The 16450-nt window shown below is 49.9% G+C and carries 17 protein-coding genes; all 17 read left to right on the top strand.

The annotated features are described in order from the left end of the window. Positions 1-26 precede the first annotated feature (26 nt). The 17 genes from purD to HRU79_01775 all read left to right on the top strand — a co-directional run bounded on the left by purD (position 27) and on the right by HRU79_01775 (position 16444). Positions 27-1310, top strand: coding sequence for a phosphoribosylamine--glycine ligase (purD, locus tag HRU79_01855; GenBank protein ID QOJ25456.1), 1284 nt, complete (start codon positions 27-29; stop codon positions 1308-1310). Then, positions 1307-2236, top strand: coding sequence for an NAD-dependent epimerase/dehydratase family protein (locus HRU79_01850; GenBank protein ID QOJ25455.1), 930 nt, complete (start codon positions 1307-1309; stop codon positions 2234-2236). Before purD ends, HRU79_01850 begins: the two co-directional genes overlap by 4 nt. Positions 2237-2333: 97 nt before the next feature. Then, positions 2334-2864 (top strand): cytochrome c, encoded by a 531-nt coding sequence (locus HRU79_01845; protein ID QOJ25454.1) that lies wholly within the window; start codon positions 2334-2336, stop codon positions 2862-2864. Positions 2865-2875: 11 nt separating this feature from the next. After that, positions 2876-3778, top strand: a complete 903-nt coding sequence (gene coxB / locus HRU79_01840; protein QOJ25453.1) for a cytochrome c oxidase subunit II — start codon at positions 2876-2878, stop codon at positions 3776-3778. A 1-nt stretch (position 3779) separates the two neighbouring features. Next, positions 3780-5633 (top strand): cbb3-type cytochrome c oxidase subunit I, encoded by a 1854-nt coding sequence (locus tag HRU79_01835; GenBank protein ID QOJ25452.1) that lies wholly within the window; start codon positions 3780-3782, stop codon positions 5631-5633. Beyond that, on the top strand, positions 5630-6739 hold the full coding sequence (locus HRU79_01830; GenBank protein ID QOJ25451.1) for a COX15/CtaA family protein: 1110 nt from the start codon (positions 5630-5632) through the stop codon (positions 6737-6739). The genes HRU79_01835 and HRU79_01830 overlap by 4 nt, the downstream gene beginning before the upstream one ends. Continuing rightward, on the top strand, positions 6736-7671 hold the full coding sequence (cyoE, locus tag HRU79_01825; GenBank protein QOJ25450.1) for a protoheme IX farnesyltransferase: 936 nt from the start codon (positions 6736-6738) through the stop codon (positions 7669-7671). Before HRU79_01830 ends, cyoE begins: the two co-directional genes overlap by 4 nt. 34 nt (positions 7672-7705) lie before the next feature. Then, positions 7706-8329, top strand: coding sequence for a cytochrome c oxidase subunit 3 (locus HRU79_01820; protein ID QOJ25449.1), 624 nt, complete (start codon positions 7706-7708; stop codon positions 8327-8329). 11 nt (positions 8330-8340) lie between these two features. Continuing rightward, the gene (locus HRU79_01815) at positions 8341-8652 is read left to right on the top strand and encodes a cytochrome C oxidase subunit IV family protein (protein QOJ25448.1); all 312 of its coding nucleotides are present in this window, start codon (positions 8341-8343) and stop codon (positions 8650-8652) included. Continuing rightward, the gene (locus tag HRU79_01810; GenBank protein QOJ25447.1) at positions 8652-9197 is read left to right on the top strand and encodes an SCO family protein; all 546 of its coding nucleotides are present in this window, start codon (positions 8652-8654) and stop codon (positions 9195-9197) included. The genes HRU79_01815 and HRU79_01810 overlap by 1 nt, the downstream gene beginning before the upstream one ends. After that, positions 9176-9613, top strand: coding sequence for a DUF420 domain-containing protein (locus HRU79_01805; protein QOJ25446.1), 438 nt, complete (start codon positions 9176-9178; stop codon positions 9611-9613). Before HRU79_01810 ends, HRU79_01805 begins: the two co-directional genes overlap by 22 nt. After that, the gene (locus HRU79_01800; protein ID QOJ25445.1) at positions 9610-9840 is read left to right on the top strand and encodes a hypothetical protein; all 231 of its coding nucleotides are present in this window, start codon (positions 9610-9612) and stop codon (positions 9838-9840) included. The genes HRU79_01805 and HRU79_01800 overlap by 4 nt, the downstream gene beginning before the upstream one ends. Positions 9841-9911: 71 nt before the next feature. Then, positions 9912-10661 (top strand): cytochrome c3 family protein, encoded by a 750-nt coding sequence (locus HRU79_01795; protein QOJ25444.1) that lies wholly within the window; start codon positions 9912-9914, stop codon positions 10659-10661. Positions 10662-10706: 45 nt separating this feature from the next. Then, positions 10707-13820 (top strand): 4Fe-4S dicluster domain-containing protein, encoded by a 3114-nt coding sequence (locus tag HRU79_01790; protein ID QOJ25443.1) that lies wholly within the window; start codon positions 10707-10709, stop codon positions 13818-13820. Between the two features lie 64 nt (positions 13821-13884). Continuing rightward, positions 13885-15279, top strand: a complete 1395-nt coding sequence (gene nrfD / locus HRU79_01785; GenBank protein ID QOJ27241.1) for a polysulfide reductase NrfD — start codon at positions 13885-13887, stop codon at positions 15277-15279. Next, entirely contained in the window at positions 15276-15854 is a 579-nt protein-coding gene (locus HRU79_01780) for a DUF3341 domain-containing protein (protein ID QOJ25442.1), read from the top strand. The genes nrfD and HRU79_01780 overlap by 4 nt, the downstream gene beginning before the upstream one ends. Further along, positions 15851-16444 (top strand): cytochrome c, encoded by a 594-nt coding sequence (locus HRU79_01775; protein ID QOJ25441.1) that lies wholly within the window; start codon positions 15851-15853, stop codon positions 16442-16444. Before HRU79_01780 ends, HRU79_01775 begins: the two co-directional genes overlap by 4 nt. Positions 16445-16450 lie beyond the last annotated feature (6 nt).

Genomic DNA, 16450 nt, shown 5'->3' with positions numbered 1-16450 from the left:
AAGATCGAAGTTGTAGTTTCGTGCCAATGTCTGAACGCATTTTATTACTGGGATCGGGTGGGCGTGAGCATGCTCTTGCCTGGTCTATGCGGAAGTCTGCCTCGTGCGCTACCCTTTGGTGTGCACCCGGTAATCCGGGGATTGCTGAGGTTGCCGAACCCGTGTCACTATCGCTGACCGATGCTGCTTCGGTCGTGGAGTGGTGTCAGGTACATAAGCCCACCTGCATTGTCATTGGTCCCGAACAGCCGCTTGCCTCGGGTGTTTCCGACGCACTTCGCAGCGCAGGTTTTGCAGTGTTCGGGCCATCAGCAGCAGCGGCCCGGCTGGAATCCAGCAAGGGCTTTGCAAAGGATTTTATGCTCCGTCACGCTATACCAACCGCTGCCTATAAACGGTTTACCAATCGTGACGAAGCTGAACAGTATGTGAAGGGGGCTCCGTTGCCAGTCGTTGTTAAGTATGACGGGCTGGCGGCCGGAAAAGGCGTCGTTGTTGCACACTCCCAACAAGAAGCAATCCTGGCAGTCCAGGAAATGTTCGCTGGATCGTTTGGTTCTGACGGCGTGGTCATCGAAGAGTTCCTGGAAGGGGTAGAGGCGAGCATTTTTGCTGTCACCGACGGCAAGGAATACGTCACTCTTGCACCGGCACACGACTACAAACGTATCGGAGATGCTGATACGGGTAAAAATACCGGAGGTATGGGATCGGTAGCACCGTCGCCCAGAGTAACTTCCGATGTGTTAATGAAGGTTAAAACCCGGATTATTGAACCCACGCTGCGTGGCATGAATTCCGAAGGCATGCCCTTTATTGGATGTCTGTATTGCGGTATTATGATAGACCAGGGTGGCAACCCCTATGTGGTTGAGTTTAACGCACGGTTTGGTGATCCGGAAACACAGAGCGTTCTGTCAGTCCTTCGGGCCGACACCGCCGAATTAGTTGCATCGGCAGCAAGGGGAAGCCTTAACACATCCGCAATTTCAGATATAGCCGAAGGGATCGCAGTATGCGTGGTACTGGCGTCTGGGGGCTATCCGGATTCGTATGCAAAGGGAGTGGAAATCACGGGTATTCATCATGCAGAAACTGACCATGAGGTGCGCGTTTTTCATGCCGGAACAGCCTGGTCCAGTGGTGGCGAAGGCCGTAGCCCGGTGCTGGTTACAAATGGCGGCAGGGTTCTGGGAGTAACGGCAGTGCGTGATACGCTGGAAGCCGCCACGGTTGCTGCATATGAGGCGTGCGACTGCATAAGCTTCGACATGATGTATTATCGTACTGATATCGGTAAAAGCAAATGAAGATACTTGTAACTGGTGGAGCCGGGTTTATCGGCTCTCATATTGTGGACTTGTGCGTTGAAAAAGGACATGAGGTGGTGGTGCTCGACGATTTGAGCTCCGGCAAACGCTCGTATGTTCACCCAAAGGCAGCGTTAATCGTTCAGGACATTACATCAGACCAGACAACTCAGCTGATACTTGATGAGGAGTTTGACCAGATCTTTCATTTTGCAGCTCACATGGAGTTGCGCCAAAGCATCGTAAAACCACTGTTCGATGCGAACGTTAACATATTGGGTAGCATTCGAATCCTGGATGCGGCAAGAGCATCCGGTGTTAAGAACCTCGTCCTTGCCTCCACCATGGCCGTACTGGGAGTACAAAACACGTATCCTGCAACCGAGACCCATAGTACAAGCCCCATATCACCCTATGGCACAAGTAAACTGGCAATGGAACATTATGCCGAGTACCACAGGAATGCATACAATATGAAGGTCTGCTGCCTGCGATTTGGAACAGTGTATGGTCCCCGACAAAATCCCAATGGCGACAACGGTATGGTAGCCATCTTCCTACGGAAATTTTTTAAAGGGGCTATACCAACGATTTACGGCGATGGTACCCAGACACGCGACTACGTCTATGTAAAAGATGCAGCCATGGCTGCCATAATGGCAATGGACCATAACCTTAACGGAACCTACTTTGTTGCTACAAACACCGAGGTATCTGTTAATGCCATGGTAGCCGAAATGCTCAAGTACTGTCCGCCCGGTGCACAAGTACAGTTTGGTAATCCGAAACCCGGCGATCCGGAGCGTACGCTCGCCAGTTCAGCACTCTTCACGTTGCTCACCGGTTGGAAACCCAACACCTCGATTGCTGATGGAATTGCTGAAACGGCAGAGTGGTTCCATAGGGTTACCGTTGATAACTCTTAGCAAAAAAAAACGGTTTGTTCATGTCAACTTTTGAACATGGTTGTATATTCGACCCTTTGGAAACAAACTTTGTGTGTAACATTCTATTACCGTGTAAATGCAAAGAAAAACAAGTTTATTAGTTCGCAGCCTTGCACTAGTCGTCATTGCTCTGTCGCTATCTGCATGCAACATTCAAGGCTTCTTTACAAAGTATTCCGACGATCCGGTTTGGGTTGACCCAACGGCTGCCAAGCAGACCGCAAGTGCCGGCGGAACTGATGCCGGACCGGGCAAAGCCGTGTACGGCAGGATCTGTGCAGCCTGTCACCTTGGTAGTGGTAAGGGTGTTCCCAACAACAACATACCGCCCCTTGCAGGTTCTGCCCTGGTTGTCGGTGATGCCGAAAAACCAATCAAGATCGTCCTGCACGGTCTCCGTGGCGAGATCGAGCGGGATGGTATAAAAATCAATGGTCAGATGGCTGCATGGAAGGATCAGCTGTCAGATCAGGAGATTGCAGATGTACTGACGTACGTACGGAGCTCATTCGGGAATTCGGCTGACGCCGTGAGTGCAGACCAGGTAGCTTCGGTGCGGGAAGCAACTGCCGGACAGGTAACTCCATATCAAGAATCTGAACTTTAATTGGGAGTACAATGGAAAGACTATTACACGCTTTCATTGAATCATTTGATATGCTGCCGTGGCTTCCTGAAAACATCAGTACCTACGGAGCCCAGCTTGACGACCTTTTCATTTTCATTTACTGGTTTAGTGTTATCACCTTCCTTGCCACTGGTGGGGCAATGGTATGGTTCATGATTGCGTACCGCAAGCGTAAAGGACACCGTGCCCATTACTATCACGGTAACCAGTTTATCGAAACAACGTGGACGATACTGCCCACGATCTTGTTCCTTGGTATTGGTATTTACTCTGATGACATGTGGCAGACAACAAAGGAATCGTCACGTGTCCCCAAACCCGACGTTGAAATCCTCGTTCTTGGTAAACAATTCGGCTGGTACTTTATGTACCCGGGCGCCGATGGTAAGTTCGGTCGGAATGCATACACCGATATCAAGGCTCGTACGCTGATGAGTGCAACCAATCCGTTTGGAATAGACAGTACTGACCCCGCCGGCTTTGATGATTTCATTACCGAGAATCAGTTTCGTGTACCGGTGAATGCCAACGTTGTGGTGCGGGGAAGTTCTATCGACGTGATTCATTCGTTCTTTCTGCCACATGCAAGAGTAAAGCAGGATGTGATTCCGGGAACCTGGATGAATATCTGGTTTAACCTTTTCAAAACCGGTGAGTATGAGCTGGCCTGTGCTGAACTCTGCGGAAGCGGTCACTACGCAATGCGGGCCGTTTACAAGGTTGAATCTCGAAAAGATTACGATGCATGGCTTAACCAGAAAGATGCAGAAATACTGGCAGCCAGGATGGGTGGTAGCACCGCTGACGTAGCTGCAACCGATGCCGAAGCCCCTTCCGATACGGAAGCCACGGCAGAAACCGAATCTGAACCCTCAACGGATGTTGGAGAATAATATGAGCACACCAACCATTGCAACCGCTGTACATCCCGAAGTCCACGTATCGGAAAGAACCGGGGTACATGACACACACCATGATCTCCCTTGGTATCGCAAATACCTGTTTTCTACGGATCACAAGGTCATAGCAAAACAATTCATGGTGTCATCACTGTTCTTCCTGTTTATCGGAGGAGCCTTTGCACTGTTTATTCGCTGGCAACTTGCATACCCCGGTCATCCAATCCCTGTGATTGGTAGTATCCTGCCGGATACCTGGGTTACCGAACCCGGTAACGGCGTGATTACGCCCGAGTTTTATGCCGAGCTTCTCACCATGCATGGCTCCATCATGATCTTCCTGGTGGTGATACCGCTGGCCGTTGGCATGTTTGGCAATTTCTGTATTCCGCTCATGCTGGGTACCGATGACATGGCCCTGCCACGATTAAATATGTGGAGCTTCTGGCTCATGCCTCCGGCAGGACTCATTATGCTGGCAGGATTTTTCACCGACACCGGTTTTGCTGCGGCCGGGTGGACAAGTTATCCGCCCCTGAGCGCACTTACGCAGTTTGCACCGTTTACGGTAACGGGGCAGACGCTCTGGTTAATTGCAGTATTCTTAATCGGATTCTCTTCGATTATGGGTGCAGTTAACTACATCACCACCGTTCTGAATAAGCGTGCAAAGGGCATGAAGCTTTTTGACATGCCATTAACGGTATGGGCATTGTTCATAAACTCCATTATGATCACGCTGGGTACGCCCGTGTTAGCTGCTGCTGTGGTGATGTTGTTCTTTGATAACTTCCTCCATACCAGTTTCTTCCTGCCTGATCATCTTGTTACGGCATCCGGACATGGATTCGAAGTTGGTGCCGGTCAGCCAATTCTGTTCCAGCATATTTTCTGGTTCTATTCTCACCCGGCCGTGTACATTATGATTCTGCCGGTGATGGGCATTGTCAGTGATGTGATCTCTACCTTCTCCCGTAAACCAATCTTTGGCTATAAACCAATGGTGTTTGCAACCGCAGGAATCTCGATCCTGGGATTTCTGGTGTGGGGGCACCATATGTTCCAGTCAGGTATGAACCCGCTGCTGGGTACTACATTCATGCTCTCTACAATTGTTATTGCCGTACCGTCATCAATCAAGACCTTTAACTGGCTTGGCACCATGTGGCGCGGTAATATTCATTTTTCAAGTGCGATGCTCAGCGCCCTGGCTTTCGTAAGCATGTTTATTATCGGCGGGCTTAGCGGTGTGTTTATGGCGTCGGCCCCGGTTGACATTTTCATCCACGACACATACTTCATTGTAGCACACATTCATTACGTATTGTTTGGCGGATCCCTGTTTGGCATCTTTGCTGGTCTCTACTACTGGTTCCCGAAAATGTTCGGAAAGATGTACAGCGAGACCTGGGGACGCCGGCATCTCTTCTGGTCATTCGTGTTTTTTAACGTGACCTTCTTCCCGATGCACGTATTGGGAGTAGGCGGGCACATGCGCCGGATTTATGATCCGAGCGTTTATGATTTCCTGAAGGGCATGACATCGTTTAACGAACTGATTACGATTGGTGCCATTGGCCTGGGATTCACACAGTTAATATTGGTGGCCAACATTATCTGCAGTATTAAGTGGGGTAAAAAAGCGCCACGGAACCCATGGAATGCCAACACACTTGAGTGGGCTGCACCGGAACATCCCGGACACGGCAACTTTGATACTGATATTACCGTGTACCGTGGTCCGTACGAATTTTCTGCACCTGGACGTGACACTGACTTTTGGCCGCAGTGGGAACCCGATACTGTCAGCAGTGAAGTGAAACATCACGAGGTAGCAGCAGGGAAATGACTCTGCGTACTGTTGCCATTGTGTTAGCATGCCTCACCTTTGCACTCATTGTGTGGGGGGGACACGTTAATTCCACAAACAGCGGTATGGCCTTCCCTGACTGGCCAACCTCGAATGCATCGCCGATGCTTACCTATGCACCAAGTAAATGGATTATGGAGAATGATAAATTCTGGGAGCATGGACATCGGCTGTTTGCCAGTTTGGTAGGAGTGGTAACCGTTACACTGTGTGTGATGGCTTGGAGAGCAACGCCGGAAGCAGACCGACCTAACACTGTTATCATGGTCTTCCTTGGACTTGTGCTCGTTACGGTGGCCTCGGCAATTGTAGGATTGCAGAGCATGCCATCGGGATTTATGGAAGGATTTATGATTGCATTGGCAGCTACGATGTCGTGGTTCCTCCTAAAAGCCTTTCGCAGTAGGGGGCAGTCGCAGCTCTTATGGTTTGCACTTGCCGCGTTTGCAACCGTGTGCTTACAAGGTGCCTTTGGTGGATATACCGTTCGCAACAATCTGCCGGTATGGACCAGTACAATGCACGGAATTCTTGCACAGGCTTTTTTAACGATTGTACTGGCAATTGTATTGATTACAGGGAAAGCTCGTACCAACGAGGTACCGTCCCGAACGCTATCGGCTACAATCGTAACAACCTGGCTGGTCCTTGCCATTCAGTTTGTTTTGGGTGCTCTTACCCGTCACAGTGGTGCCTGGGGGGCAAGCCTTCACTGGCCGATGTGGTCTGATGGCTCATTCTGGCCACCAATGTCTGATTTTGGCAGCACACCTGTTCTGGTTCACTTCCTGCACCGAACCATGGCCTATGTAGTGATGGTCATGGTTAGCATTCAGCTATGGGCAGCGTGGAAAACCCGGATGAGATCAATGGCTGTTTCATCGTTTGTGTTAACGCTGGTTCAGATTGCACTCGGGGTACACATCTTGCTGATGCTGCGTCAGGAAGTAATTACAACACTGCATGTTATGGTAGGAGTGGCACTCCTGGCAACATCGGCATATGCGGGCTTGACCATGATTTTGCGGAACCGTGCATCAACAGTCCAGGGCACAGTTGCCGGCATCCACGGAGGGGCAGCATGAACGAAAAGAACTCATCAGTAGCACTTGGCCTTGGGCAGTCCGAAAAATCCGTCTCGGTTGTGCGCGAATATTACGAGCTTACAAAACCGGGAATATCGCAGATGGTCACGCTGACCACGCTAACGGGTTACTATATGGCTTTGCCCGGGGACATTGTGGAGTATGCCGCCAACCCGATGCACTGGCTGCACTTTTTAGCAACCGTGGTTGGTACAGTTGCGGTAAGCAGCGGTAGTTGCGCCGTTAATCAGATTGTTGAACGAACAGCCGATGCTGCCATGAGGCGAACAGCCCAACGTCCGCTGGTTTCAGGAACGATTGGCCTGCGTGCTGCGTGGATATTTGCTGCAGTAGTAACGATACTTGGCCTTGCCCTACTGTCGGTAACCAATGTGCTCACGATTGTGTTGGCAATCATTGCCTGGCTAAGTTATACGGTGGTGTACACACCGCTAAAGAAGCATTCATCAATAGCCCTGTTGGTAGGAGGAATTCCCGGTGCACTCCCTTTTGCCGGTGGGTGGACTGCGGTAACCGGCACATTCGATGTCACGGCACTAACATTGTTTAGTATTCTGTTTTTCTGGCAGCTCCCGCACTTTCTGGCGCTAAGCTGGATATACAGGAATGATTATCAGAAAGGGGGCTTTGCCATGCATGCAACAGCCGACTCTGATGGCGCCATGGTAGGCACCCTCATGATTGCTTACAGCGGTGCACTGCTTGCCACCCTTGCGATTCCGTACTTCCTTAATCTTGCAGGTGAACTTTACCTGTTCGGGGCGATGGCTTCAGGGATATGGTTGCTGATAGAAAGTGTACGATTCTACAGGAGCAAAACCACGGCAGCGGCCCGACGGGTTCTGTTAGTTGCCTACGCAGTGCTTATGGCAGCACTGGTTTTCATGGTTACGGATAAGTTCGGCGGATAACAACACCAAGATCAAACAAAATTCAGGGGATAGAATGTCAAACACCATAAACCTCTCTCACGAACCGGTAACACGGATACCAAACGGCAAAGTTGCCATGTGGGCCTTCCTGGCATCGGAACTGATGTTTTTTTCAGGGTTTTTTGCAGCGTTTATTGTTCTGCGAAACGGCAATTATGAAGTATTTGCACAGGGCTCGGCACACCTGAACTGGGTGCTTGCTCTGGTGAATACCTTCATACTGATTGGCAGTTCACTCACGATGGCACTAAGCATTCACCATCTTGAGCATAGGAACAACAGTCAGTTCCGGCTGTTTTTGGGCCTGACAATCCTGGGAGCATTCGGATTTCTTGTTGTTAAGTATATTGAGTATAGTGCAAAGTTTCATGACGGGTTATTCCCCGGTCAGGCACACCATACCGTGTTTTACTCATTCTATTTTATGATGACGGGATTTCATGCTCTGCACGTAATAGCTGGAATGATTCCGATGATGTACATGTTCTTCAGATCCTTCACCAACAAGGGCTATCCATATCCATGGAAAGTTGAAACTCTGGGTCTGTACTGGCACTTTGTTGACCTGATGTGGATATTTATTTTTCCGGCATTGTATCTTCTTAACCCATATTCCGGCACCTTGCCTGTTCATTAAGGAGCACACCTATGAGTTCCCAAACCAGCGTAATACCATCGTACTTAAAAGTTTTCTATACCCTGTTAGTATTCACCATCCTCACGGTTGTTGCTGCCAAAGCCTTACATTTTCCGGCATCGTGGGGAACACCGGGAGACGTGTTGCACGTTTCGATCGGAATTATCATTGCCGTACTAAAAGTGTTATGCGTGATGTATATTTTCATGCATTTAAAGTTCGACTCTCCGCTGTTACGGGTTTTTGTTTATGTACCGGTATTCTTTTTTCTGGTGATGGTATTTGCACTCAACGTTCTGGAGCATTTTAGCTATACACACTGATGCGGACTCTGTTTGTTACGATCGTACTTTTGCTTCCGCTTTGGGGTTGTAGTCCGTCAGAAGAACAGCAGCCATTCCCCGAAAAGGAAGCCCCTTCATTTACTGGCACCGATCAGCAGGGGAATGCTTTCAGTACCAGCCAGCTTAAGGGGAAGGTATGGCTTGCTTCGTTCTTTTTTACATCGTGCCAAACCGTTTGTCCTACACTCAATACCGAGCAGCAAAAACTGGTACAGACGTATGGTGATAAAATCAAATTCGTAAGTATCAGTACAGATCCGGACAATGATACCGGAGCCGTCCTCCTGAATTATGCCCAGAGTTTTGGTGCATCGCCGGGGGTATGGTGGATGATACACATGCCATCGGACCAGGTGCGTGCCTTGGCAACAACCGGATTTAATCTGATGGACCCAAAGGAGCCGGAAATGCACAGCACACGGTTTATTGCAATTGGTGCTGATGGCATGATAAAGGGGTATTTTAGCGGAACCGATAGTTTAGGAATTACAAAACTGACTACATGGATCAACTCCCAGCTATAAATGCTTCCTTAAACGGTCTTAGCACCGGATTGCTCCTGATGGGCTTTGGCTTTATCCGGAGGAAGCAGGTTGCTGCTCACCGCTTATGTATGATTGCAGCCTTTGTTTTATCAATGCTCTTCCTTGTGGGATATGTGCTGCACAAGGTAAATCTGCATGCCGTAACCGGGTCGTATAACACCGTGTTTTCCGGCACAGGCTGGGCACGCACGCTGTACTTTCTCATCCTAATCCCACATGTGGTTTTGGCAATGCTCTTACCGCTGTTAACGCCGCCAACTCTGTTTTTGGGGCTAAAAATGAATGTAAAAACACATCGGAAGTTAGCACATCTCACGCTCCCGATCTGGCTCTACGTATCGGTGTCGGGAGTGTTTATTTACTTTATGTTGTATCACTGGTATCCCGCTGTATGAAAAGCATTGTTTTGTCCATTCTTGTAACTTGCACTCTTGTTGTGGCTACAACCACAACAAATGCGTGTCCGGCTTGTAAGGAAGGATATGCCGCTGGTTCAAAACAGGCTGCCGTAGGCGAAGCGTATTCAATTTCGATTTTGTTTATGCTTGGCTTACCAATAACAGTGGTTTCGGTAGCAGGATTTGCGTATTATAGACAAATGAAACGAATCGAAAGAAAGTAAGTATGGATACTAACGTTGCCTACTTTCTAACGGTTTACGATATTTGCCCGGATTTATTTTGAGGGTGGTGAATGTTCACACGGCAGTTTGATCTGGCCATAAAATTTTGGGGCGCAGTTATCGGAGGCATCGGTGTAGTTGTCTTCTTAGTTGTGTATTTCGGTGTTCGCAACGATGTTGCTGATGTTGGATACCGTCCACAACAACCTGTACCCTTTTCACATAAACTTCACGCGGGTGACCTTAAAGTCAGCTGTCAGTACTGTCATGCTGGCGTTGAGGAGTCGGCACATTCGCCGATTCCCTCCACGCAGACCTGTATGAACTGCCACATGGTTGTCATGAACGAGAGTCCTAAGCTGCAACTGGTGCGTGACAGTTACGATAAGGGGGTGCCGCTGGAGTGGGTACGGATCCATAAAATGCCGGACTATGCTCACTTCAACCACTCGCGTCATATCCGTGCGCAGATTGACTGTCAGAGCTGTCACGGTCCCGTAGAGCAGATGGGAGTTGTATCGCAGTTCAGTTCGCTCAGCATGGGATGGTGTCTGGATTGTCACCGGAATCCTGAGGTCCACATTGTTGGTGCCCGGCCGATCAGTGGCGTTTTTACGGGTAAGCTTCACAAGGTATCTGACTTTGCAGACAGCGCTTTCCTGTACAAACCGATTAAGGCGCAGATCGGAGAGCATACACCATTAACCGAGCCATACTTTGGCATGGTAAGCACTCCGCTGCCGGCACACGAGGTAATGGGAATCCCGCACCCGAAGAAGGCAGGTTTGGGACCGGAAAATTGTTCAGGATGCCATTACTAACACTTATTCTATACATTTACAATTCCTCTATAGCAAGGTTCCGGTATGTCAGATAGTTCGTTACCCCAAAACTCGGCAAGGCACTGGCAAAGTGTGGATCAGTACAGCGGTGAATATGCCGTTGGCGGTGAGTTTACAACCACACCTTCAACAATTGTAGAAACACCGGTTTCCCGCCGTGGATTTCTTACTGCTCTGTCTGCTTCGATGGCCCTGACGGCTGCCGCTTGCCGGCGTCCGATTCAGCATTTAGTGCCGGCCGTATCGTCACACCAGACGGCAATTCCGGGAATGCCGGCCAACTATGCCTCGGTGTACTCAAATGGCAACATTGCGTATGGCGCTCTGGTCAAAACACGAGAAGGACGCCCCTTAAAAATTAAAGGAAATGACCTGCATGATGTTAACCGTGGTCGAACAGATAGCAGGATGCAGGCATCGCTGCTGTCACTGTACGACCCTGACAGACTGCGACGCCCCCGCATTCGTCGGTCCGGCGGCGGATCGACCCACGAAAGTGCGGTAAAGGCGATTGCAGGTGCAGTTACAGAAGCGCAGTCAGCTGGGAAGCAGGCTGTTATGGTGATTGGTGATCACTGTTCACCATCCTTTTCGCTCCTTATGCAGGCTCTGAGCGGTGTTGCTCCTGGCCTTCGGTTTGTAAGTATGCCGGATTCGTTGTGCGACAACCCGGCGGCAGCCAATAAGGCAATGCTTGGGATCGATGCCGAATTTGCCCCGGATGTATCGAAAGCGTCAGTGATTGTTAGTGTTGACGCTGACTTCCTGGGATCTGACCCGCTGGCCTTATACCATACAACCCGCTTTGCCGAAAAACGGCGGCCCACGAAGAAATCTCCTGCAATGAGCAAACTGATATCAGTTGAAGCTCAATATTCACTCACCGGCGCAAATGCCGACACCAGGTACCGGATTCATCCATCACAAATGGAAGCGTTTGTGGCGTTGCTCGAAGCTGACATTTGCGGTGCAGGTGCTGTAGGTTCTGCAGCAGGAAGTGCCTTGGCCGACACGAAGTCGCTGGCTTCAACGGTTGCTACAGAGCTAAAGAAAGGCTCTGCAAACGGCGCCATGCTGATGGTTGGGAAACACCTTCCGTCACGGGTCCATGCTATGGCCATAAACGTAAACATGGCTTTAGGCAGTGTGGGGCAGGGCAAAGCATTTGATCCCGACAGGCTCATTCCCAACAGTAATACCCGGTCAGAACAGGTCCAGACTCTTGTAAATGACTTACAAGCCGATACCGTTCATGCCCTGGTATTTGTTGGCGTGAATCCTGAGTACAGTGCTGACAGAAATTTCCGAAAGGCAATGCTGAAAGCACCGTTCCGTGCCGCCATAAACATGTATGAAGATGAAACTGCTACGTTGTGTGACGTTAGCATACCAGGATCACACTGGTTGGAAACATGGGGTGATGCCATTGCTATTGATGGAACAACCAGTGTTCAACAACCAATGATACAACCGCTGAATGACGGTGTACCATCAACGCCGGACACACTCATGGCTATCGGCCGTGCAATTGATTCCGGATTTTTAAGTGACACCGAAACCTACCATGACTATGTGAAAGCTTCATGGGCAACCGTGGTGGGAGATGATCCCTTTGGACTGCAGTGGAGCGCAATCCTTCGGGACGGAGTTAAAGTTTCCGCGGTGCGCCCGTCTGCACCTGCACCTGCTCCTGCTGAACCCGCAGCAGAAGGAGAGACTGCAGCACCGGCAGCACCTGCCCCGGTACCTGCGGCACCTGCCCCGGCACCGGCACGATCTGTTACCTGGAATCCGCAAGGTTGGTCGGTCCTTCCAGCCGACACGGTAAAGCAAGGGGCTACGCTCCTGGTTCTGCCTTCGCTGACAATGGCTGACGGTTCGGACGGCAATAATGCATGGTTGCTTGAACTTCCTGATCCGGTAACCAAGGTCACCTGGGAAAATGTTGCAATGATGAGTTTGAAGATGGCAAGTGACTTAGGTCTGTGTTCTTCTTCTGACGAGAAATCAATCAGGCATGCAAATGGTAATATTGTTACGATCCAAACACCGAACGGAACAATTGATGCTCCGGTTTGGGTTCAGCCCGGTATGGCTGACAGTGTTGTTGCTCTTGCAGCAGGATTCGGCCATACGTCGATCGGCGTCTCTGGCAATGGTGCCGGCGTGAATGCACAAACAGTTGTTAGCGGAACAGACCGGATTGGCTATGTGTCCGTGAGCGGTATCACAAAAACTGGAACCTCTACACGGATTGCAAGCTCGCAGGATCACCACACCCTTGATGATGGTCACGGTGAGCGCCCGGTAGCAAAACAAGTTAAACTTGCTGACCTTGTGGGTGGCGAAGCTCTCGAACTTGCCTCGGAGTACCCCTCGGAAGGCATGAACGGACATTATAAAAAGCCCCTTTCCATTGTCTCTGAATACAAATACAAAGGGCACCGCTGGGGGATGGTCATTGACATGAGTGCCTGTACAGGTTGCTCGAGTTGCGTGATTGCCTGCCAGAGTGAAAATAACATCTCGGTTGTTGGCAAGGAACAGGTACTGCTTGGCAGGGAAATGCACTGGATCCGGATTGACCGGTATTATGTTGGCGACATAACAAATCCGGAGACGTTGGTTGAGCCCATGCTGTGTCAGCACTGCGAAAATGCACCATGTGAAAACGTTTGTCCTGTTGCTGCCACAACGCACTCGCCGGAAGGCCTGAACGAAATGACCTATAACAGGTGCGTGGGGACCCGCTACTGCTTAAATAACTGTCCGTACAAGGTTCGCCGATTTAACTTCCTTGACTATAACGATCATTTGCAAAAGCCGGCAGACCTCGTGTTCAATCCTGACGTTACCATGCGTATGCGCGGTGTGATGGAGAAGTGCACATTCTGTGTGCAACGTTTACATGAAGCAAAATGGCATGCACGTGACGAGGGAAGGTCGCGCGTTAATGACGGTGAAGCAGTCACGGCATGTCAGGAAGCGTGTCCGGCAAGTGCCATCTATTTTGGTGATACCAATGATGCCAACAGTGCCGTGAGCAGGATGCGCGAGAATGAGCGCGGATTCCAGGTTCTGGCGGAACTTAATGTACGGCCGCAGGTCACCTATTTAGCCAAGGTCAGAAACCACTGAACGAAACCAGAAAATTATCAAGGTACATCACAACATGGCAGTTTCTCAACTTGAACATCACCCAATGGACGTACCCGGTTTAGAACCGGTCCGTGAGACATTGGTGTTGGGCAATCCAACGATGCGCGACGTAACCTCACGTATAGCCAGCATCGTAGAGTCCAAGATCACACTCAAGTATTTGCTTACGCTGAGTGTAACCGGTGCGATGGCCGCATTGGGTTTATTTGCCCTGTACTACACCATTGTTACTGGTATTGGTGTATGGGGGCTTAACAACCCTGTTGGTTGGGGGTGGGACATTACCAACTTCGTGTTCTGGATTGGTATTGGTCATGCCGGAACCCTGATCTCAGCTATCCTGTACCTATTCCGTCAGAAATGGCGTACAGCCATCAACCGGTCGGCCGAAGCCATGACGCTGTTTGCCGTATTGTGCGCATTAACTATGGTGCTTGCGCATACCGGACGTCAGTGGCTTTTCTACTGGCTGATACCGATACCAAACCAGATGCACATGTGGGTAAACTTCCGTTCGCCGCTGATGTGGGACGTTTTTGCCGTAAACACCTATGGTCTGGTTTCGCTATTGTTCTGGTTTGTGGGGCTAATCCCCGACCTGGGAACACTGCGGAACTATGTTCGTAGTGCCACTGCTAAAAAAGTGTATGGATTCTTTTCGCTCGGTTGGACCGGCAGCACACGTCACTGGCATCATTACGAAATTGCCTACATGATCCTTGCCGGTATCAGCACACCGCTGGTTCTATCGGTTCACAGCGTGGTATCGTTTGACTTTACCGTTGGCATCCTTCCCGGATGGCATACCACGATATTCCCGCCATACTTCGTTGCAGGCGCCATTTTCTCCGGCTTCGCCATGGTCTCTACGCTGATGATTATAACCAGGGAAGTGTTGGACCTCAAGCAGTTTATCACGGTGAAGCACTTAGATAACATGGCCAAGATCATGCTTGCTACCGGTATGATGGTTGGGTATGCATACGCAATGGAAATGTTTATCGCATGGTATAGCGGCAGCAGCTGGGAACGCTGGATTTTTATTAACCGCGCCATGGGAGATTATGCCTGGGCATACTGGACAATGATTACCTGTAACGTAATCTCACCTCAGATTTTCTGGTTTAGGAAATTCCGACGCAGCATCCCCGTGCTGTTCATCATTACCATATTTGTAAATATCGGTATGTGGTTTGAGCGGTTTACGATTATCGTAACATCACTACACCACGACTTTTTACCGGCATCGTGGGGGTATTATTCGCCATCGTGGGTAGAAATATCAATCTTCATCGGAACGTTTGGGATCTTTTTAACAGCATTTCTGCTCTTTGCCAAGTTCGTTCCTGTCATCGCGATTGCCGAAATCAAATCGATCATGCCGGGTGCCCAGCCGGCCCACCATCACGATCATAAGCTTGCCGAGGTTAAATCATGATGACTGAAACTGCAGAAACAAAAACTACACTAACCTGGAAGGGTACCCCGGTAGGCGCTATTGGTGAATTTACTGATGTGAATGCACTTATGCATGCCGCTGAGGCAATCCGTGATGCCGGGTACCGTGCTTTTGATATTCACACACCATATCCCGTGCACGGACTTGATCAGGCAATGGGAGTTAAACGGTCAATCCTTACCTATATCTCGTTTACAGGCATGGTCATCGGTCTTTCGTCGGCACTTGGCATGCAGTGGTGGATGGGAGCAATTGATTATCCCCTGAATATTGGAGGTAAAGGACTGTTTGACTGGCAGTTCAGCGTACCAATTGACTTTGAGCTTTCGATACTTGGTACAGCCGTATTTACTGTTTTTGGGATGCTGGCATTGTGTAAACTGCCAACGTGGTGGAACCGATATCAGGATGACCCGAGTTTTTGCAAGGCCACAGACGACACGTTCGTCGTGACTATTGACGCAGAAGACGACAGATTTTCAACAGAGGGCACGCAGGAGTTGCTGCGTAAGCTCGGCGCAACGAATGTTCACCTTGTGATAGCAGCATCATGAACTTCCCCAAGATACCTATCTGGCTACTTGTAATCATTGGCATTGTTGGTGTATTTGCCATCCTTGTCCTGTCAGGCCGTATAACATGGTTCTCTACTGAACCCCCGTTGCAGGTTCTTCCGAATATGGATTTGAACTTCAAGGCCATTCCGCAAAGCGGTAATGCGTTTTTTGCAAACCGAAGCAGCCTTCGGGAACCCGTCCCCGGAACTGTTGCACGTAATGTTGCCGTGTATCCGTTAGGCCCCGGCGATATTGATGCTGCCGAAACATTGAACGTTGACCCGGAGCTGAAGCAGACGGAGTTTGTTCTAGCACGCGGACAAAACCGCTTTAATGTGTTCTGTGCACCGTGCCATGATTACAACGCGCATAGTGAAAGTGCAGTCGTAAAACGTGGTCAGTGGGCTGGGATTCCCGATCTGCACCGCGAAGAAACCGTGGCATTGTCGAATGCCCGGTTATTTCATATCATTAGTGCCGGTCAGAACCTTATGCCCAGCTATGCCGATAAAATCTCACCGGTAGACAGGTGGACGATTGTGTACTACCTGCGGACATTGCAACACAACGCTTCGAAGGGAGAATAAACAGCT

This window comes from Ignavibacteria bacterium, from assembly GCA_015709655.1.
Lineage (GTDB): Bacteria > Bacteroidota > Ignavibacteria > Kapaibacteriales > Kapaibacteriaceae > OLB6.
This window is presented reverse-complemented; position numbering and strand designations above follow the sequence as displayed.